We start from the raw sequence: 19,295 nt of genomic DNA on the forward strand, positions 1-19,295 counted from the left end.
TGGTTCGTCCGGCACCACCTACTAAGCTATATCGCCGTTCAGATAGCAGCTCCGGGATGATGTCCATAAGGAATATTGATACCGGCTTTCAGCTAACCCGGTTCTCTGTGATCAAGTAATTCCCCTGTTGTTTCCCTTCATTGCCGATTTAAGTATATTATCTATAAAGTATATTGAAAGGCCGGGTCGCTGTCAATACAGATATTTATTGTTGGCCTTCTTTTTTTCGTTCCACCGTACGGATATACTCTCTAAGTTGAATACGATTGGGGTGACCCTGGTAAAACCGATTATTTTCCTTCTTCTTAATTTTTTTATACATAGCCCATAAGAGACGACTACCCTCTTCCGTTTTTGATGCCTCCGATGGGCTCATACCGCGTAAACCAACCAGTTCAGAATGATACCACTTATTGAGGTACATCTTTTTAAGGTTGTTTTCCAGATTAGGATGCTCCCGTTTTACCTCCGTAGTAAGTATAGCAAACAGGCCCTCCTCCCGAACCTCCATACCATCAAACTCCAGACAATCCTGCATGGATTTCTCAAATACCTGACGGGCTTTAATCATGTCGTGTTCCCCAAAAGTAGACAGGGTAACCCATCCCGGTCCCAGGATATACTCTACTAAGAATTGGCTGGTTTCATGGTTAGATTCCATTTGATAAAAAATACGCCAGTCCTCAGTAATTCCCAGTTCCAGAGTTTTTAATTCCTGCAAACGATTAAGGACCTGCTCCCGGTCTTTTACCAAATAACGGGTACTGATAAAGCGCATCCCATCTTCGAAAACTAAATCATCTTCCTGAGCTAAAAGAAGATCTTCAAAATTTAAATACTGCCCACTAAGATAACTATACACCGTCATTAAGGTAACTTCATACTCACCCCGAGAAACAACTGGTAATCCTGGTTCACCCAGTAACAGATAATGCAAATCAAGCAAGGTTGAATAATTGGAGCTAATAATAACAAATTCATCCGCATTAATCACCAGCTCTGCCATTACGCCGGTGAGTAAAGATACTCCCTGAGTCAGATCATTGTTATTACTGGTGACTCGCATATGCAAACCATAGGGTAATTCTTCTACCTCACGAATATTGTCCAGGCGGTCCAGAGCTTCAAAAAGATCATCTAAGTCGACAATCTCATATACCCGTGCATAAACCTGGTTATTAAAAGGGTTACGTTCTGAAATAGAGCTCAGCAATTCAGTGCTTAATGACTCTATATCGCGTAACCGCCAACCCCAGTGAGAATCTTTAGTCAGGTAAAAAATGTATTCCCCCCAGCAGCATTCACCCTCATCCATAGCAATAGTACGGCTAGTGACCCGGGCAAATGTACGAGCTGCAAATACTTCTTCTACTTGACCTTCGACCAGGATAAGACCCGGCGTTAACATCTGGTCAATGTTTGTTTTGACTTTCTTTACATCCGCTGTATTCCAATCAATTAGGGAATCAATATAAACACTATCATGATCCCGCCAGGCATGGAAAAAACTGTTAACCACCTGGCGAGGAGTCATCCGGTTGGAAAGCCTACGAGTAAGCTCCAATTGCATTTCATTCGATAAATCCCATCCATGATTGAGGTACTTCTGGTACAGAAATCGTCCTAAAGCCGGACGGCTCATATTATTTAAATTAAACCGATAAGCCTGGGATATTAAAAAGCAGACCTCATTAAAATCCAGTTCCATCATTTCGGTTAGATTTTCACGATCTTGATCAAACTGGCGAACCGGCATATTTTCTACAACAAAAAAGCTGTGTATACCATCACTGTTAAAAACCAAATAAAAGCATTCTACATGTACACTTGATTCATCAATATGCCAAGCTATATCTAAAGCAATGCGACCGGTGTGGCGGCTTTTACTTACGTAAGCCCGGTAAAAAGTCCCGGTAAAAAAGGGATGCGGTTGTGTGTCCATTCCAGCCATACTATACTTTCCCAGGGTACGGTCACATATAGTTTCAACTTCTTTACCGTACTCAGCCTTAAGTAAATGATAAAAATCTACCATTTCCGGTTCGTAAAATGATGAAAGACTTTCTAACACCAACGAACGAAGATCACTAGGGATTTCTTCCAATATTTCCAATATAAATATCCGGCCTTCATTATCAAGAATTAGTTTTTTAATATCAGTTACGAATTTTTTTAAGATGGCACGGGGAAAAGTCGATTTTTTCTTTTTCATAGTTAACTCCTGTCCTTATCAGCTATCTGTAATGTACCATTTTTACAGGGGCAGATGCAATCAAGATACACTAGAACTTGTTTGTTTTTTCCATTTATTATACTTATATGTATTTTCCAGTTGAAAAGTTGCGAAACATTTATAAAAATTAGCCCCATAAGCAGGAACAACTAGTCTTTTACCGAATCATAGAAAATGGAGAAGTCAGTAAATAACAACAAGGTGATATTGTGCATCGAGTAAGAGTTGAAGATCTTAAAGAAGGAATGATAGTAGCACGAACCATATTTAACAGTGATGGCCGCGTTCTTTTACATTCCGGAATAGAGCTAACCGCTAGTTATATAAACCGTCTATACAACCTGGGTTTGTTGTCAATTTATATCAAGGATGAGAACTGGGAAGGAACCGACCAGATAAAAGATGTGGTTTCGGAAAAAACCCGCCTGGAAACAGTCAAAGTTGTAAAAACTAATTTTATGGCCCTGGAACACCAGCATAAGCTGAATATCAGGGCAGTTAAATCTATGGTCGATTATATCATAGATGAACTTTTAAGCGACCAGAATGTCCTGGTCAATCTGGTTGATATTCGCACCTTCGATGACTACACTTTTGGTCATTCGGTCAATGTCTGTATCCTGGCTATTATGACCGGAATAGTCCTGGGTTATCATGATCTTCAGTTGAAAGAATTAGGCATAGGTGCTTTACTGCACGACATAGGTAAAACCAGAATCAATAAAACCATCCTCAATAAACCTGATGATCTTACTGCAGACGAGTATAAGGAAATTAAGCGGCATGCAGAATACGGTTTTCAAATTCTGCGTCAATATGATGATGTCCCGCTGCTTTCTGCTCATGTAGCCTTTCAGCACCATGAACGCTGGGATGGTATGGGTTATCCCCGGCACTTGGCTCAGGACAATATCCACGAATATGCCCGTATCGTTGCCGTAGCTGATGTTTATGATGCCTTGCTGGCCGATCGGCCTTACCGTGCTTCTTATACAGTAAATCAGGCTATAACCATCATAAAACGCATGCGCGGCATTCATCTGGATCCTCACTGTATAGAAGCTATGTTAGCCAATATCGCTGTTTACCCGATCGGAACTATAGTAGAGCTCAATACTGGCGAAATAGGTATTGTGGTGGATGTTAACCGGGAAATGCCTACGCGCCCTATAGTACGGGTTGTTTATGATAAATATACCCGCAGAATTCAACGTCCCCACGAAATAGATCTGTCCAAGCTTTCTACTATCCTGATTTCTAAAACACTTACCGCGGAAGATCTTAATCAATTTTGATATACATACTAACCTTATAGCCACCGGTATTTTGCCGCTGGTTTCTATTACCTTTATCACCTGCTACCTGCGCATAAAGGATCCTTTTAAAGCAAAACCTAAAATATATTTTTAATAAAGGAAGGTTTGCCCTATGTTATCGATTGCTGAATCAATCAATGACGTTCTTTGGGGGCCGATTATGTTATTCCTGTTGCTGGGTACCGGGGTGTATTATACCTTGCGCACTCGATTCATACAGGTACGCAAATTCGGCCAGGCTTATCGTCAGGTTTTTGGCGGAGCCTTTAAAAAGGAGGCTGCCGATGAGGAAGGCGAACTTTCTTCATTCCAGGCCCTGACCACTTCCATAGCCGCCCAGGTGGGAACTGGTAATCTGGCCGGGGTCGCAACTGCTATAGCCTCAGGTGGTCCCGGAGCTATTTTTTGGATGTGGGTTTCGGCTTTTTTTGGCATGTCTACTATTTTCGGAGAAGCAGTTCTAGCGCAAAAATTTCGCACCCGCCGGGAAGGAGTAGTCGTAGGTGGACCTGCCTACTACATTTCGGAAGGACTGGGACAGCATTGGCTGGCCGTATTCTTTGCCATAGCTATTATACTGGCTCTGGGATTTATGGGTAATATGGTACAGTCTAATTCTATCGCAGTAGCAGTTAATACCGCCTTTGGTATTCCGAAACTGGCGGCAGGTTTTCTAGTTGCCATACTAGTAGCTGCTATAATTATTGGTGGAGTTAAGCGTATTGGCCAGGTAACCCAATACCTGATACCGATCATGGCCTTTTTCTATTTCCTGGGGGGAATAGTCATTATATTCCTAAACCTTGACCAAGTCGGACCAGCCTTTCGCTCTATCTTTGTGGCCGCTTTTAATCCCCAGGCTATCGGTGGCGGTCTTCTAGGTGTTAGCGTTCGTGAAGCCTTTCGTTACGGGGTAGCCCGCGGCATTTTTTCCAATGAAGCTGGTCTGGGTAGTACTCCCCATGCCCACGCTGTAGCCGATGTCAAACATCCGGCCCAGCAAGGCCTGGTAGCTATGATGGCCGTATTTATTGATACAGCACTGATCTGTACTATGACCGCTTTGATAATTCTGGTTTCAGGAGCTGACTATACTAAATCAACCGGTGCCGTGCTAACTCAAATTGCTTTTGCGCAAGGTTTCGGTGCTGGCTTCGGTCCTTCATTTCTGGCCATAGCTTTGTTTTTCTTTGCCTTTTCTACCATTCTGGGCTGGTACTTTTTTGCCGAATCCAATGTGCGTTTTCTGTTCGGCAAAAAAGCCCTGCGAATTTTTCAGTTATTAGTACTCTTGTTTGTTATATTTGGTACAACTCTGGAAGTTCCCTTAGTATGGGAACTAGCCGATGTCTTTAATGGGTTAATGATTATACCTAACCTTATCGCTGTCCTCGGCCTTTCTGGTATTGCTATGGCAGTACTACGAGATTATGAGACCGGCTGGATAAAGAAGGAATAATAATTTCCATCCCGAAGTTTTGTGATACAGTCCTGACAATGTCTATCTTCCTGTAAAGCAATAACGTGTACATTAAAGTCGCTATAATATTATAGAACAGCACAAGATTACTATATCCGATGCTTAAAAGATTATTAAAGAGGGGGATTTTAAATGTATTGGGAACAGGCAGGTCAGCATAATACTGACGGTACCATCCGGCTGGCTCTAGACCGAATGCAGCAAAATGAAATAACTGATTTAGTAGTGGCTTCTTGTACAGGTAACACCATTAAGAAAATTTTGGACCTGGATATAAGTGTACCCAACCTGGTATGTGTCACTCACCACACCGGGTTTACCGATCCAGGCCAAAATGAAATGGATACCGCTACCCGCCAATACCTACTAGATAAGGGAGTAAAAGTGTTGACTACCACCCACCTGTTAGCAGGTGTGGATCGTGCTATTCGCAACCAATTTGGCGGTGTTTATCCAGCCGAAATCATGGCCCAAACCCTGCGCCTTTTCGGGCAGGGTATAAAAGTGGCAGTTGAAATCGCCGTAATGGCCCTTGATGCCGGACTGGTTCCCTTTAGTAAAGAAATTATTTCCATAGGCGGAAGTGCTTCGGGAGTTGATGCTGCTATAATCATTGAACCTGCTCATTCTAACCATTTTTTCGACACGCAAATTAAAGAAATAATTTGCATGCCACGCCATAAGCACCGCGTATAAAAGCCAGCGCTATATCACAAATTATTATTGGTGATGAAAAAATGTATGTAAAATTGATAAGTTTATTGTTAATTCTTTTAATAGGAGGAACACTTATCTATCTGTTCCTGGTTAAAGTACTTCCTACCTTAACTAACAAAGGCTGAGAAATAAAACCTGAGTAATTATCATCCCTCCGGCCAAAATAAATTTAGAAGGAGGGATAAATAGGTGACACGCTATCGTACTACAGATGGGAAAGAAGATTTAAAACAGAGAGTAGATCCATGGTCAACAATGGCTATTCCTTTAGCATTTATTAACGGTCTTTATGTAGGTAGTTATGCTTTAAGAATGATCAGGCAACGCTGGGAAGGCGGGCCCATGGATTAATTGCATCCTTACCCCTGTATAATGGTTCACCTGAAAGGTGAGCCATTTTCTCTATTAATTTACTAATATTATCGCTTATCTTATTTTCATTAATATCCGGGTTTTGGTGAAATAAACATAGGTATTATCCGTAAAGATATTATCTATGTTTTTGAATCCTTAAAGGGGACCGATATATGCTTATTCCTTTGGCCCAAAATACCTGGGTAGTTTGTCCGGCAGCTAAACCACGTTATCCATATGCCAATAGCATATTCCTGCAGGCTGATCGGCCAGCGGTTATTGATTTGGGAGCTGGCCGCCAGGCCTATTCAGGGATAACCCAACAAAATGTAAAACTGGCTTTAGTTAGCCATTTCCATTTTGATCACATTCATAGTTACAGCCTGTTTCCCCAGGCAGACCTTTTAGTAAGTCAAGAAGAATACCCGACTTATATAGATGAGCAGGAGTATGTTAGCTTTCATGGTTACGATCTCTGGAATAAACTCATGCCTGGAATGGAACGTCAACGTTATGGGAAGGTAGTCCCGCTATCAGATGACATTCCAATGAGACCAGGCTTTCATTTTTTAAACCCTTCTGGCGTTTTTAAGGACATGCAGAAAATTGATTTAGGCAACCGGGAAATAGTAGCTATACATTTACCTGGGCACACCGCAGGTCATTATGGTTTTTTTTTAGAAAAAGAAGGGATCTTGTATAGTGGTGATATTGATCTAGTCGCATCCGGACCTTGGTACAGCAGTAATAGTGCTGATATAGAAGATCTTATAAATTCTGTAAAGAAAATTAAAGAAGTGAACCCGGCCGTAATTGTTCCCGCCCACCGCCATATTCAGAACAAGAACCTTCATCAGCAATTAGATCACTATATCCAGGTAGTTATCGACCGCCAGTCACGTATCCTAGAGCTACTAAGAAAACCCCGCACACTAGACCAGTTAGCCGAAGAGCACCTGGTTTTGCCACAACGCCACAACTTATACGAACTGTTTTGGGAAAAAATGACTATCCGCAATCACCTGGGTTACCTGTTGCGCACTGGGCAAATTACGGAATTGCCAGGTGGATTTTATCAAAGCATCTAAACTTACGAAATCCAGGCTTGGGGGACTGTTCATCTCCCTCTTACTCCTTTATTACTGTTCCCTGCTAAGAAGATATTTTAACTAAGAAACCCGGTGGGTACCGGGTTTCTTAGTATATGATTTAGTTGTTAATTTGCAGGCAGTAGCCATTTCCAGGTCCATGCCCACAGCCTAAACCTTGACCACGACCAGCTTTGTTCCCAGCTCCTCTACCTTGAGCCATCCCATAGCCGCCAACATGTTTACGGTCCAATCTCTCTTCGATTCTCTGCTCCATCTGCTTTATACAGGTGTCATACTGATCCTGGGTAATAGTTCCCTGATTAAGCATTTCTTGTAGGCGAGCTTTATTAGTTGCAGTGACTTTATCTTTTAACACTTGTTCCTCAATTCCCTTATCCTGAGCTATATCCAGAACCGATTTACCTGCCTGTCTTTCCGCCCGGATATCATTAATATCCATACCAGTAAGATCCGACAAGGCCTTAACCATAGTCTGAGCTCTCATTCCTAAACCACTTCCCCGGTCGGCAGTACCCGTATCAGAGGTAACATCAGCCATAACCGGCAGGCTAGTCCCCAGGATAAAAACTCCCAGTATAAACAACATGGCAACTTTAAGTATCTTTTTGGACATTTTTTCTACCTCCTTATTTTGTTTCTGATGGCAGTATATCATTACACCTTAAATTCTATTTTTAGATAATCTTTAGATTTCTTAACATTTCAAAAAGCGAAACCGGGCCCCAATTGCGGCTGCCAATTAAATTCCTCTTTATTATTATACCCTGAGTAAGATTAGACCGTATAATGCGCAGGTTGCTTTTACGTAACAGCTTTTTTACCTACCTGCCTTAAAGCGGTAAATTTAAACCAGGTCAGGCCTAACCAATAAACATTAAGGAGGTGAGTTAATTGGCAACCACAGCTATGCCAGTGGCAACCGGTTTGATCCTGGTATTAGATAACGGAATTGGTGCTTCAGGCCAGCAATTAACCAGAGACCGCATTTATAACGAAATTAAACCTTCCGCTGTTAACGATGACATCTACGCTGTAGCCCAAGCCCTGGGAAACCTCCAGGAAAAAACCGTTTTAGCCATACAGCGCCGGGATATAGTAGAGATTCAGGAGGGGCTTTAATAGTAAAACATTTATAAATTATAGAAAGGAGGTTTAAAATTTGGCAATTCAAAATACCCTGGAAATGGACTTTGGTACTGAATTAGGCAAAAACCATCGCATCCGTATTTATGATGTCAGTCAGGATGTTTCCGGTAGTGAAGTAGCCTTCGCTATGGATCAGGTCATCAGCAGCAACATCTTTTTCCCAGCTGGTGGAGAATTAACTTCTAAGGTTGCTGCCCGGATAATTAGGCGGGAAACTAGCGACCTGGTCCTGTAATAAAAAATGGTGGCTAGCTTTAGGGGACGGCCGACAGGCCGTCCCTTTTTAATTACCCGGTTGCTAACCTGATTAGATACGTAGCGGAGAAGGCTTGTTCTTTCTCCTGTTTCTAATAAACCAAAGAATGGTTTCCTTAATTTCATGTACAGATAAGGAGGAATATGATGGAGGATTTACTTAATATGATGGCTAATGTGGGCTTTCCTATGGCAGTTACTGCCTATCTGCTTATAAGAATTGAGGGCCGGCTGCAAGAACTAACCGGGGCCATTGCCGGCCTGAGGGAGGTAGTTTTAGTACTAACCCGGGAGGTGTTTCCAGGTTTATCCTAAACTTGGGAATTCCTTTCTAGGCCAGTAACAGAACAAAATTATAAATAAGGTAATTATATTTGGTTAAATACCCAAAAGCATCCCGTATCACAGTGATGATATGCTCCCCTTTGAGTAGACACCTGAAAAAACAAAAATTCAGGACTACACAAAGGGGAGTTTTTTTATGGGTAGAAGTAGGATCGATTGGGGCAAGAAAGTTGAAGCCGTCGAGAAGTACAAGCAAGGAGAAGGAAGTCAGGATAGTATAGCGCGCAAATATGGGATAGATCCATCCACTTTGCGTCAATGGATAGTCAATTATGAGGCCATGGGCCCGTCTGGGTTAGCAGCCCAGCAGACAAACACCAGATACAGCGTGGAACTGAAAACCGCAGCGGTAGAGGCGTACCTACGGGGTGAAGCAAGCTTATTGGAAATATGTAAGAGGTATAGCATTCGTAGCAAAAGGCAACTCCAGGATTGGATAACGGATTATAATGGTCATAAAGATATTCGGGCCACCGGGGGCCGAGGGAGAGGTATTTATATGACCAAAGGACGATTAACCACGTTGGAGGAGCGGATAGAAATTGTCGGCTACTGTATAGCCAATGGTAAGGACTATGGTGCAGCAATCGAGAAGTATGGGGTATCCTACCAGCAAATATATAGCTGGGTATGCAAATATGAGAAAAAGGGCGTAGACGGCCTAATCGACAAGCGCGGGAAGCGCAAACCGTTGGATGAAATGACCGAAGTTGAGCGTCTTCGGGCAGAGAACAGGATGCTTAAAGCCGAGAACGAGCATAAAGAAATGGAGATTGCCGTGTTAAAAAAACTCCAGGAGATCGAGAGGAGGCGGGGCTGAGCGGGGTCCGGCAGGAAAAGCTTTACCTGACCGTAAAGGAACTGCACGGAAATAAAGCATACCCAGTAAAGGACATTTGCAGGATATTAGACCTGAACAGGTCATCCTATTACAAATGGCTCCACCGCAGCAAGAGTGCCCGCGAGTATGAGAACGAAGATCTTCTTCACAAGCTTGGTTATCTCTACGCTGAATTCAACGGAATATATGGATATCGGCGACTGACAGATGAACTGAACGCCAGATACGAAACCAGTTATAATTACAAGCGTATATATCGTCTTACCCGACTGGTTAACTTGAACGCCGTCATCCGCAGAAAGCGTCCGCAATACCAGCGGTCTACTCCTGAAGTTACAGCGGAGAATATTTTGAACCGTGATTTCACAGCAGAAAAGCTTAACGAGAAATGGCTGACCGACGTCACAGAATTCAAGTACGGAAATAATGAAAAATTGTATTTGAGCGCAATCCTTGACCTCAAAGACAGAAGCATTATCTCTTTCGCCATGGGACGAAGCAACAATAACCAGCTCGTGTTTGAAACCTTTGATTTGGCCGTTTCTAAATACCCCGATGCTCACCCGCTGTTTCATAGTGACCGAGGTTTTCAATATACAAGCAAGCATTTCAAGATCAGATTGAATAATGCCGGAATGAAACAAAGCATGTCGCGTGTCGGCCGCTGCATTGACAACGGCCCAATGGAAGGTTTCTGGGGTACTCTTAAGTGCGAGATGTACTACCTTGGTAAGTTCCCGGATTACGATAGCTTGGTAGCGGCTATTGAAAGCTACATATATTTCTACAACTACGAACGCCGGCAAAGGAGACTGAACAAACTGCCTCCGATGACCTACCCTCAGTTGCTTGAAAATGCAGCCTAAAAACTGAGCCCCGTCATTGACGGAGCCCGGTAAAAGGTTTTCTTTTTTTCGTCTGTCTACTTGACAGGGAGCAGTTCATGGTACGGGATTTGTTTTTTCTTCATAAATTATGAGGGGGCACGTTAAGGCTAGCCTGAATGTTCCGGAAAAGCCCGGACTCTAGTTTCTGGTTAGCATAGGTTTTTGTTCTAATGGTATTGTCTGAGGTAAAATGATAAATTACGGTTCTTGATTCGCCTTTACCTCTTTTCCTACACATTAAGGTTAGCCTTAGTTTTAGTTACTGCGTAGGTCTATAAAAGATACTAGTATTAGCGGGCCATTAATACTGTTCCTAAGAAGGCCTGGGTACGTTCATGCCGGGGATTAGTCAAAATCTCCTGGGCCGGTCCTTGTTCAATAATTACCCCTTCATCCATAAAAATGACCCGGTTGGCTACTTCACGGGCAAAGCCGATCTCATGAGTTACTACCACCATCGTCATATGCTCCATAGCCAGATCTTTCATTACCCGTAAAACTTCGCCGGTAAGCTCAGGATCCAAGGCAGAAGTAGGCTCATCAAAACACATAATATCGGGATTCATTGCCAGTGCACGAGCGATAGCTACCCGCTGCTGCTGTCCACCAGATAACTCAAATGGATAATTGTTAGCCTTGTGAGCCAATCCTACTTTATCCAGTAAAGTCCGGGCCATCGATTCTATCTCAGCTTCCTGGGCATTCTGTACCATCATCGGTGCCAGCATCAGGTTTTGCAAAACTGACATATGGGGAAAAAGGTTAAAGCTTTGAAAGACCATCCCCATTTTCCGGCGGAGACGAGCAATCTCCTTTTCATTACCATATACAGCCTTGCCATCCGGCCCGTTTTGAACCATGACCTCTCCCTCTATCTCGATCATGCCACGGTCCACTGTTTCCAATCGGTTTAAACAACGCAGGAAAGTACTTTTTCCTGATCCGGAAGGTCCAATAACAGCTATCACCTCACCTTTTTTTACCTGCAGGGAAATTCCCTTAAGGACTTCAGTTTGGTGAAAGCGTTTGTAAATATCTAAAGCTTGCAGTATATACATGGATACTCGCTCCTAACGGTAATAGTTATACCTGTTTTCCAACCATTTAAAGAACTGCTGGATACAGGCAGTCATAAGCAGATAAAAAACTGCTGCCACTATGAAGGGCACAAAGTTAAAGTCTCTTACTGAAGCAGTTTTCGCCACCCTTAACAGTTCACTCATGCCAATAGCATAGATGAGCGCGGTATCTTTGATCAAGTTGATAACTTCATTACTAATGGGAGGCAGTACCCGCTTAAACATCTGAGGTAATACGATCTTGATCATGGTCTGATAACGAGTTAATCCTAATACATCAGCTGCTTCATACTGTCCGCGATCAATAGATTGAATTCCTGACCGGTAAATTTCCGCCAGATAAGCTGAATAATTAAGAACAAAAGCTAGAAGTGCTGATGGGAAACGGTCAATCTTAATCCCCACTATACCCAGGCCGAAATAAATAAATAATAACTGGAGCAGCAGTGGAGTTCCCCGGAACACCCATATATAGATCTGCATAAATATATTTAGTAATTTGAGCTTGGAAATCCGGGCTATGGCCATAACCACGCCCAGTGGAAGAGAAATAACCAAAGTTAAAAAGAAAAGCCGCAGTGTTACTGAGGTACCTTTCAGCATGAAAGGAATAAGTGAAGCCAAATAATCCATTGCCAACCCCTCTGTCTAATTGCTAAAAGCACAATTACAGGCTAACAGCACCAGTGCTGTTAGCCTGCAAAACCTTACTCTAATCCATTTTGCAATTCTGGACTATTTAATAATATCTTCTCCAAACCACTTTTCGGAAATCTCTGCAGAGGTACCATCAGCCTTCATAGCATCAAGAGCCTTCTGTAGTTCACTTAAGAAAGCCCTATCGCCCTTTCTCAGGCCTATACCAAATTCTTCCTCACCGAAGTTATCCTGGAGTACCTGATAATCATCGGGTTTTTTGGCAATATAGTAGCGACCAACGACCTCGTCTACTACTACGGCATCTAGACGCCCGGAAGCCAGATCCAGAAGAGCCTCATCATTACTGCCGAACTCAACCAGTTCTCCGATAGAGTTGTAAGTCTCTTCATCCCTTTGTACTGCTTCTACCGCGCTGCTACCCGCCTGAATTCCTACTTTTTTGTCAGCTAAATCAGCTTTACCTTTAATAGCCGAACCTTTTTGAACTACTATAATCTGCTTATCTGCTACATAGGCTTCGGTAAAAGCAATTTTGGCCTTTCTATCTTCGGTAATGGTTAAACCATTCCAGATCACATCAATGTTGCCGCCGTTTAGCTCTTCAACTACGGTATCCCAGATAACTGGTTGGAATTTTACTTCTACACCCATCCGTTTAGCGGCTTCCTTGGCCAGGTCAATATCAAAACCAACAATATCATTAGTTTTTTCTTCCCGGAAACCCATAGGCGGAAAAGCATCATCTAAACCTACCGTAAAGTAACCCCGTTCCTTGATATCCTGCCAGGAAGTATCCTCCTGCTGGCCAGAATTCTTCGGCTCCTCCCCGGCATTAGATCCGCAACCGGCTAGCATAATACCAAGAGATAGACATAAAACCAAAATAAATGCCAGTTTCCTTCTCAATGTGACAACCTCCTTATGTAGTCTTGACGCTTATATTGTACTTTAGTAAGTTAAATAAGTAAATAAGCAAGACAATAAAGATTGAGGATGATAAAATAAAGGTTAAGCAATCGGCAGAAAGCCGGAAAAAACACAAGACCAGCTAACTTAGAAGCACAGGCTGACGGTCCTGTTGCTTCCTTATTTGACGATTTTTGAGGTGAGTAATGATAGACAGGATAATTCAACAGGTAGCATTAGAAAGCGGCTTGCCCGTTAATAAAGTTAGAAATACAATAGGTTTGCTGAATGATCAGAAAACCATTCCTTTTATAGCTCGCTACCGTAAGGAAGTTACCGGAGAACTTGATGAGATACAGATCAGAAAAATTGATGAATTACTGAAATTTCATCGCAGTCTGGAGGAAAAAAAGGAAAATATCATCAGACTTATTGATGAACAGGGCAAGTTAACTACCGAACTTAAAACTAAGATTTTACAAGCCCACCGTCCTACTGAATTGGAGGATTTATACCGGCCTTTCCGGCCTAAGCGCAAGACCCGGGCTTCCATGGCCCGGGAGCGGGGATTACAGCCACTGGCCGATTACCTCCTATCCTGCCCTTCGGAGGGTCAGCCCGAGAAAGAAGGCAGTAAATATCTTAGTCAAGACATAAATACCCCGGCAGATGCTCTACAGGGGGCTCGTGATATTATTGCCGAACAGGTAGCTGATGATCCGGAAGCCCGGCAGAAAATCAGGGAGAAAACTTACCGCATGGGAATTTTACACTCTCAAGCCCGGGATTCTGAGGCAGATTCAGTCTATACTATGTATTATGACTACCAGGAGGCCTTGTCCCGCATTCCTCCCCATCGCATACTAGCCATTAACCGCGGGGAAAAAGATGATATTTTAAAGGTTTTTATTGAACTGGATTCCCAACCGGTACTTGATTACCTGGTTCGGCGTTTTTGCCATAATGGACCAGCCCAACACCATTTGCAAATGGCTATAGAAGACGGATATAATCGTCTACTAGCCCCGGCAGTAGAAAGAGATATCCGTAATGATTTAACCGAAAAGGCACACCAGCAGGCTCTGCAGGTATTCTCCAAAAATTTACGTGCTTTGCTTTTGCAGCGGCCCGTCCCTGGTAAAACCTGGCTGGGGATTGACCCAGGTTACCGTACTGGTTGCAAATGGGCAGTAGTGGACCCCACCGGCCGAATGTTAGAAGTGGGAGTTTTCTTTCCCACCCCGCCCCGCCAGGATATAAAGGGAACTCTGGCTACCCTGAATCGTTTAGTTGATCAATACCATATTAACGCTATCGCCATCGGTAATGGTACCGGTTCAAGGGAAACTGAGCAAGTAGTGGCCAGTTTTATTAAAGAATCTGATTTAACCGCCTTAACTTATACTATGGTAAGTGAAGCTGGAGCCAGTGTTTATTCAGCTTCAGAACTAGCGGCCCAGGAGTTTTCCCAACTGGATGTGGCCGAACGCAGTGCGATCTCCATAGCCCGCCGGGTACAAGATCCCATGGCAGAGCTGGTTAAAATTGAGCCCCGTAGCTGCGGAGTTGGTCAATACCAGCATGATATTGCCCCCCGGCGCCTGGATGAAAATTTGACAGCAGTGGTAGAGTCAGCCGTTAATTACGTAGGTGTAGATCTGAATACCGCATCACCTTCCCTGCTCGCTTATGTGGCTGGACTTAATAATACCGTAGCCAAAAATATTGTTAAACACCGGGAAGCTAACGGTCCTTTCCGCACCCGCCGGGAGCTTTTAAAAGTACCCCGTTTAGGACCTCGTTCTTTTGAACAGGCAGCTGGTTTTTTACGTATTCCTTACGGGGATAATCCACTGGATAATACTCCTATTCATCCGGAATCCTATAAATTAACCATGAATCTGCTGGCCTACCTGGAAGAAGATCTGACTAGTATAGGTTCGGAAAAGCTGCACCATAAATTGAAGGCCCTTGATATAATCAAGGCAGCTAAAGATCTGGAAGCAGGTATTCCTACTTTGCGTGATATAGTAGAAGCCCTGATGCGACCAGGACGCGATCCTCGAGAAGATGTCCCACCCCCGGTATTTCGTCAGGATGTTTTGAGCATCGAAGATCTTAATCCCGGTATGGAATTCACCGGAGTAGTACGGAATGTAGTTGATTTTGGAGCCTTCATTGATATAGGCGTTAAAACAGATGGACTGGTCCACATATCAGAAATGGCCCCTCACCGGGTGAACCACCCGCTGGATATAGTTTCTATCGGGGATATAATTAAGGTAAGAGTACTTTCAATAGATGTAAGCAAAAAGCGTATCTCTTTAAGTATGAAAGATATTTAACACTGGATTATCGAAATTTCGGCCAAATGTTGTGGGCCGTATCTCTTTAAGTAGGAAAGATGGTTAACCATAAGGGAAAGCCAGGCGGAAAGTAGTCCCTTTTCCGGGCTGGCTTTCTACGGCAATTTTTCCCCGGTTTTTCTGGACTAACTGATAGCAGATACTTAAACCTAGCCCAGTTCCCGAATCTTTTGTAGTATAAAAGGGATCACCCAACCTTTCCATTTGCTCCTCGCTAATTCCCGGACCGTTATCCATAACCTCCACGATCATTACTTTTTGTTGGGGGTCTGATCGGGTGGAAACTATCACCAGAGGCTGAGGGCTCATCTCGGCAGCTTCCAGAGCATTCTTTACCAAGTTTAACATTACCTGTTTTACCTGATCTGGATCAATGGTTACATAATACTCCTCCCCTGCTGCACATAGATTATAGCCTAATCTGATATTTCTCATGAAGATATGCCCTTCTAGCATAAAATGCAACGAACGAACTAGGGAATTCAAGGTAACTGGTTGCAGACAGGGGTTACCGGGACGAGCAAACATCAAAAAATCCGATACCACCTTGTTCATCTGGTTGGTTGCTTCCTCAATAATCCCGGCATATTCCTGGGTTTCCTCCCGGGATAGGTTAGAACTGGTTAAGATTTGACTGAACCCTTTTATAGCCGTGAGGGGATTTTTGATTTCATGTACGATTCCAGCTGCCATTTGACCTAAGGCTGCCAACTTCTCTTGCTGTTGCATCTGGTGCTGGTGCTCCTGTAGCCCGGTTAGATCAGTAGCCACTATGATAGATCCTATGGTCTCCCCATTAGCATTTTCTACCACAGATTGATGAATTAATATCTCCCGGCCTTCCCCTGATTGATCTTCGATGACTAATTGCCATTTTTCCATTTTGTCTGGCTCACAATTAAACTTGAAATACTCTCTGATTTTGATGCGGTTTTTAATCTCCGACAACTTCTTACCTGCTATATCCTTCATATTAAGCCCCGGTAGACTTTGTACCGCACGATTACAGGCTACTACTACTTTTTGTTTATCGATGATAAAAACAGGGTTAGTGATAGTATCAAGTATAGTTCGGGTCTGGATCTTGATCTTACCCAAATCCTGCTCATCCCGAGCCCGGACAAAAGCTAACACATAGTCTCCGGTAGACAGTTTTTCAACTTCTAGCACCAATTTAAACACTCCACCTTCCGGGTGGACTAAAGTTATTATTTCTGGTTGTAAGGAGCCATCCATTACCTGACTTATTAAGGGGGTATCCCCCAGATATATTCTGGAAAATTCAGCATCATTCATTCCAATCAGCTTTCCTTTATGGGAATGGAAAAATTTCTCCACCCGGCCATTAGCATAGGTCAGTTTTCTGTAACGATTAAAAATCATAATACCCATCGGCAATGCATCCAGTATACTTTCCATATACCTTAAAGCCCGATACTTTGATTCATATGGATACTTTAAAGCTGTAACAACAATCCCCTGATAAACTAAAAAGTAGAAGGTTATTTTTAATAAATGACCGCACAAATACCAGACAGAATAAACATTAGGATAAGCCGCAAAGCATATCCCGGCTGCTATAGCCAACAATAAGCCGATAAATAGGTAATAATAGCTAATGCGCTCTTTTTGCTTAATTTTTTTGGATAGGGGAAAAACCGCCACTAACAATATAGCAACAATAACCAGCTGTTCAACTACCCGGGAAGTAGTTCTGGCCGTAGTATAATCACTTGTTAATGAAAGCTTTGGGGCCAGTTGAGGAAAAGCATAGATGAAAACGGCTAGGGTCAGGGATAACAAAATAACCAGGAATAATTGCAGCCATGAAGTCCTGTTTCTCCAGCTAACTCCCAGGCTGCCTAGCAAAAAAACTACTGCTTCCCCCAAGCGAGCTAAGGTTGAATATTTAAAAGTAAGACCACTATTTACCCCCTGTCCAGTGACTAAACCCTGATAGAAGAAGGCGTGAAATATAAGAAAAATAGATATCACCAGAAACCCGTAGCCTACCGTCTGGGAGACTAACCAGCTTTCTTCCGGTTGGTTCCACATTAAGATAAACGTAAACAAAGCTATGAATATACCGGTCGTTTCCAGCAGGGTGTGCACAGTATTAAGGTGATTAGGCAGCAAAACGGCAGCTATAAACTGGGCTGTGAAATAACAGGCTAGCATTAGGACTACCGCACAGATGGCCAGGTTCCTAAATGTAACCTCTTGTCCAGCTAGGGTTAATAAACCAGGTGTATTTTTTTTCAAGGAACGGATTCCTTTCCCAGTATTAATAAGTATTTATTACGCTGCTAATATTTGTTTTCCTGCTAGAAGGTATATTTTACTTCTAATTTATTAAAAAACATTGCCTAAACGACATATTTTGGTACCTTGCAAAAAACACCGGTCAGGCAGGAAAATTATAAATGAACCGATAATACTTAAGGTATCGCTATTTTAGCTAGGGACTATAATTTTGTTAATTATTAATTAACATTTCTCCAAAGATTCCATAGATAAATCTTCAGCTAACATTAAAAATATTTTAAAAGGCGGGATATTATGAATCGTTATTATGTCACGGAAAAATCCTGGCATTCGGAAGTTTGGATATGGTTTGCTCTGCTACTGATAGCCGGTTTTTTCATCTGGCGGGTGTTTTCGCCTTTAGCGGCTATGCCGGTAGCCCTGCTGGGAATACTCCTGCTGTTATTTATAAAGTATAAGGGCCAAAAAAAGGTAGGTGATTTGATCGAAATTAACGATAAAGGTATGACTTTCTCACGTGGAGGAGAACAGTCCTGTATCGCCTTTAATGAAATTAAGAGCATCAAAGAGAGCCGGAACCTACCCGTGGGACCTAACTATTATATAATCCAAACCGGCAATGGCAATAAATGCAAATTACAGCCTGATGAATATGAAAATGGTATGGAATTACGGGACAAACTTCAACATAATTTTGAAAAAAATAACTGTGTTTTCCGGTAAATCTAGTATTAATCAGCCTGCATAAACTTGCTCCCTTTTGCTTTTGCGAATGGGTTTATTACCATACCCCGCTATTATCCAAATGTTAATCCATCTGATGGGTTACTGGTAAACAGCGGTAATATTGTTGGTAAATAAATTGTGTCGAACTATGGGGTAATTTATCTGCAAAGCTCCCTTTTTACTATATAATTTAAGCAGAAGGGAGCTGGTAAAATGAATTTAGATGATATTTTGTACGATCTGGAAAACGATTCCTACAAAGACGAAATAATGCAGTTCCTGGATATACGAACTGACCAACTGGAATCACAGATACGGGAGCTGATCGAAGAAGGTAAACAGCTTCGGTTGGATATCGGTAAATGTTATGCTTTAATGGCTCTAGGTTTTGAAGAACAACCGGTTTTAGATAACCTGCATCGACAGCTTTTCCATATTACAAATAAAATTCGGGAATTAGGGGATTGTTTAAGTTCTATAGAACAGATTAAACAACAGTATGATCAGGAATAAACCTGCCCCTTAATCGTATTTGTTTCTTTACCGAGCAGGTTGTAGTATCCTACAATGATTACATGATAATTGGGAATTTCTATAGGGGGTAATG

The 19,295-nt window shown here is 42.6% G+C and carries 19 protein-coding genes and 1 other annotated feature (1 of these 20 cut by a window edge); of the genes, 13 read left to right on the forward strand and 6 right to left on the reverse strand.

Annotated features, from left to right (window positions below; translation table 11 throughout):
• Positions 1–150: a binding site (T-box leader), on the reverse strand; it reaches 98 nt to the left of the window's first position.
• A gap of 55 nt (positions 151–205) precedes the next feature.
• Positions 206–2,212 carry a hypothetical protein gene (locus ACZ5Q0_RS04095; RefSeq protein WP_446819222.1) on the reverse strand — a complete coding sequence of 669 codons (2,007 nt, stop codon included), beginning with the start codon at positions 2,210–2,212 and terminating at the stop codon, positions 206–208.
• A gap of 230 nt (positions 2,213–2,442) precedes the next feature.
• Between ACZ5Q0_RS04095 and ACZ5Q0_RS04100 the strand changes: the two genes are divergently transcribed.
• From ACZ5Q0_RS04100 to ACZ5Q0_RS04120, 5 genes are all read left to right on the forward strand, one after another.
• Entirely contained in the window at positions 2,443–3,528 is a 1,086-nt protein-coding gene (locus tag ACZ5Q0_RS04100) for an HD-GYP domain-containing protein (RefSeq protein WP_446819221.1), read from the forward strand.
• A gap of 133 nt (positions 3,529–3,661) precedes the next feature.
• The gene (locus tag ACZ5Q0_RS04105) at positions 3,662–5,008 is read left to right on the forward strand and encodes an alanine/glycine:cation symporter family protein (protein ID WP_446819220.1); all 1,347 of its coding nucleotides are present in this window, start codon (positions 3,662–3,664) and stop codon (positions 5,006–5,008) included.
• Positions 5,009–5,161: 153 nt separating this feature from the next.
• On the forward strand, positions 5,162–5,725 hold the full coding sequence (locus ACZ5Q0_RS04110) for a pyruvate kinase alpha/beta domain-containing protein (RefSeq protein WP_446819219.1): 564 nt from the start codon (positions 5,162–5,164) through the stop codon (positions 5,723–5,725).
• A 210-nt stretch (positions 5,726–5,935) separates the two neighbouring features.
• Positions 5,936–6,097 (forward strand): hypothetical protein, encoded by a 162-nt coding sequence (locus tag ACZ5Q0_RS04115; RefSeq protein ID WP_446819218.1) that lies wholly within the window; start codon positions 5,936–5,938, stop codon positions 6,095–6,097.
• A 176-nt stretch (positions 6,098–6,273) separates the two neighbouring features.
• Positions 6,274–7,188, forward strand: coding sequence for an MBL fold metallo-hydrolase (locus ACZ5Q0_RS04120; protein WP_446819217.1), 915 nt, complete (start codon positions 6,274–6,276; stop codon positions 7,186–7,188).
• A 121-nt stretch (positions 7,189–7,309) separates the two neighbouring features.
• On the opposite strand, the gene ACZ5Q0_RS04125 is transcribed toward ACZ5Q0_RS04120, so the two are convergent.
• Positions 7,310–7,825, reverse strand: a complete 516-nt coding sequence (locus ACZ5Q0_RS04125) for a hypothetical protein (protein ID WP_446819216.1) — start codon at positions 7,823–7,825, stop codon at positions 7,310–7,312.
• A gap of 278 nt (positions 7,826–8,103) precedes the next feature.
• On the opposite strand from ACZ5Q0_RS04125, the gene ACZ5Q0_RS04130 reads away from it, so the two are divergent.
• From ACZ5Q0_RS04130 to ACZ5Q0_RS04150, 5 genes are all read left to right on the forward strand, one after another.
• Complete coding sequence (locus tag ACZ5Q0_RS04130; RefSeq protein WP_446819215.1) at positions 8,104–8,331, forward strand: DUF1659 domain-containing protein; 228 nt, start codon at positions 8,104–8,106, stop codon at positions 8,329–8,331.
• Positions 8,332–8,371: 40 nt separating this feature from the next.
• Positions 8,372–8,593 (forward strand): DUF2922 domain-containing protein, encoded by a 222-nt coding sequence (locus tag ACZ5Q0_RS04135; protein ID WP_447182747.1) that lies wholly within the window; start codon positions 8,372–8,374, stop codon positions 8,591–8,593.
• Between the two features lie 164 nt (positions 8,594–8,757).
• On the forward strand, positions 8,758–8,928 hold the full coding sequence (locus ACZ5Q0_RS04140) for a YvrJ family protein (protein ID WP_447182748.1): 171 nt from the start codon (positions 8,758–8,760) through the stop codon (positions 8,926–8,928).
• Positions 8,929–9,094: 166 nt separating this feature from the next.
• Positions 9,095–9,778 carry a transposase gene (locus tag ACZ5Q0_RS04145; RefSeq protein ID WP_446818359.1) on the forward strand — a complete coding sequence of 228 codons (684 nt, stop codon included), beginning with the start codon at positions 9,095–9,097 and terminating at the stop codon, positions 9,776–9,778.
• A gap of 41 nt (positions 9,779–9,819) precedes the next feature.
• Complete coding sequence (locus tag ACZ5Q0_RS04150; protein WP_464827285.1) at positions 9,820–10,665, forward strand: IS3 family transposase; 846 nt, start codon at positions 9,820–9,822, stop codon at positions 10,663–10,665.
• Positions 10,666–10,976: 311 nt separating this feature from the next.
• Here ACZ5Q0_RS04150 and ACZ5Q0_RS04155 read toward each other — a convergent pair whose 3' ends face one another.
• From ACZ5Q0_RS04155 to ACZ5Q0_RS04165, 3 genes are all read right to left on the reverse strand, one after another.
• The gene (locus tag ACZ5Q0_RS04155) at positions 10,977–11,744 is read right to left on the reverse strand and encodes an amino acid ABC transporter ATP-binding protein (protein ID WP_447182749.1); all 768 of its coding nucleotides are present in this window, start codon (positions 11,742–11,744) and stop codon (positions 10,977–10,979) included.
• Between the two features lie 12 nt (positions 11,745–11,756).
• Positions 11,757–12,398, reverse strand: a complete 642-nt coding sequence (locus ACZ5Q0_RS04160) for an amino acid ABC transporter permease (protein WP_447182750.1) — start codon at positions 12,396–12,398, stop codon at positions 11,757–11,759.
• A 102-nt stretch (positions 12,399–12,500) separates the two neighbouring features.
• Complete coding sequence (locus tag ACZ5Q0_RS04165) at positions 12,501–13,331, reverse strand: amino acid ABC transporter substrate-binding protein (protein ID WP_447182751.1); 831 nt, start codon at positions 13,329–13,331, stop codon at positions 12,501–12,503.
• A gap of 206 nt (positions 13,332–13,537) precedes the next feature.
• On the opposite strand from ACZ5Q0_RS04165, the gene ACZ5Q0_RS04170 reads away from it, so the two are divergent.
• Positions 13,538–15,676 (forward strand): Tex family protein, encoded by a 2,139-nt coding sequence (locus ACZ5Q0_RS04170; RefSeq protein WP_447182752.1) that lies wholly within the window; start codon positions 13,538–13,540, stop codon positions 15,674–15,676.
• 63 nt (positions 15,677–15,739) lie between these two features.
• On the opposite strand, the gene ACZ5Q0_RS04175 is transcribed toward ACZ5Q0_RS04170, so the two are convergent.
• Positions 15,740–17,959 (reverse strand): MASE3 domain-containing protein, encoded by a 2,220-nt coding sequence (locus ACZ5Q0_RS04175; RefSeq protein WP_447182753.1) that lies wholly within the window; start codon positions 17,957–17,959, stop codon positions 15,740–15,742.
• Positions 17,960–18,256: 297 nt separating this feature from the next.
• Here ACZ5Q0_RS04175 and ACZ5Q0_RS04180 point away from each other — a divergent pair, with 297 nt between their 5' ends.
• Both ACZ5Q0_RS04180 and ACZ5Q0_RS04185 read left to right on the forward strand, forming a co-directional pair.
• Positions 18,257–18,685 (forward strand): hypothetical protein, encoded by a 429-nt coding sequence (locus ACZ5Q0_RS04180; protein WP_446819207.1) that lies wholly within the window; start codon positions 18,257–18,259, stop codon positions 18,683–18,685.
• Between the two features lie 216 nt (positions 18,686–18,901).
• Positions 18,902–19,201, forward strand: a complete 300-nt coding sequence (locus tag ACZ5Q0_RS04185; RefSeq protein ID WP_446819206.1) for a hypothetical protein — start codon at positions 18,902–18,904, stop codon at positions 19,199–19,201.
• Positions 19,202–19,295 lie beyond the last annotated feature (94 nt).

The sequence above is a fragment of the Syntrophomonas erecta subsp. sporosyntropha genome, assembly GCF_055395365.1.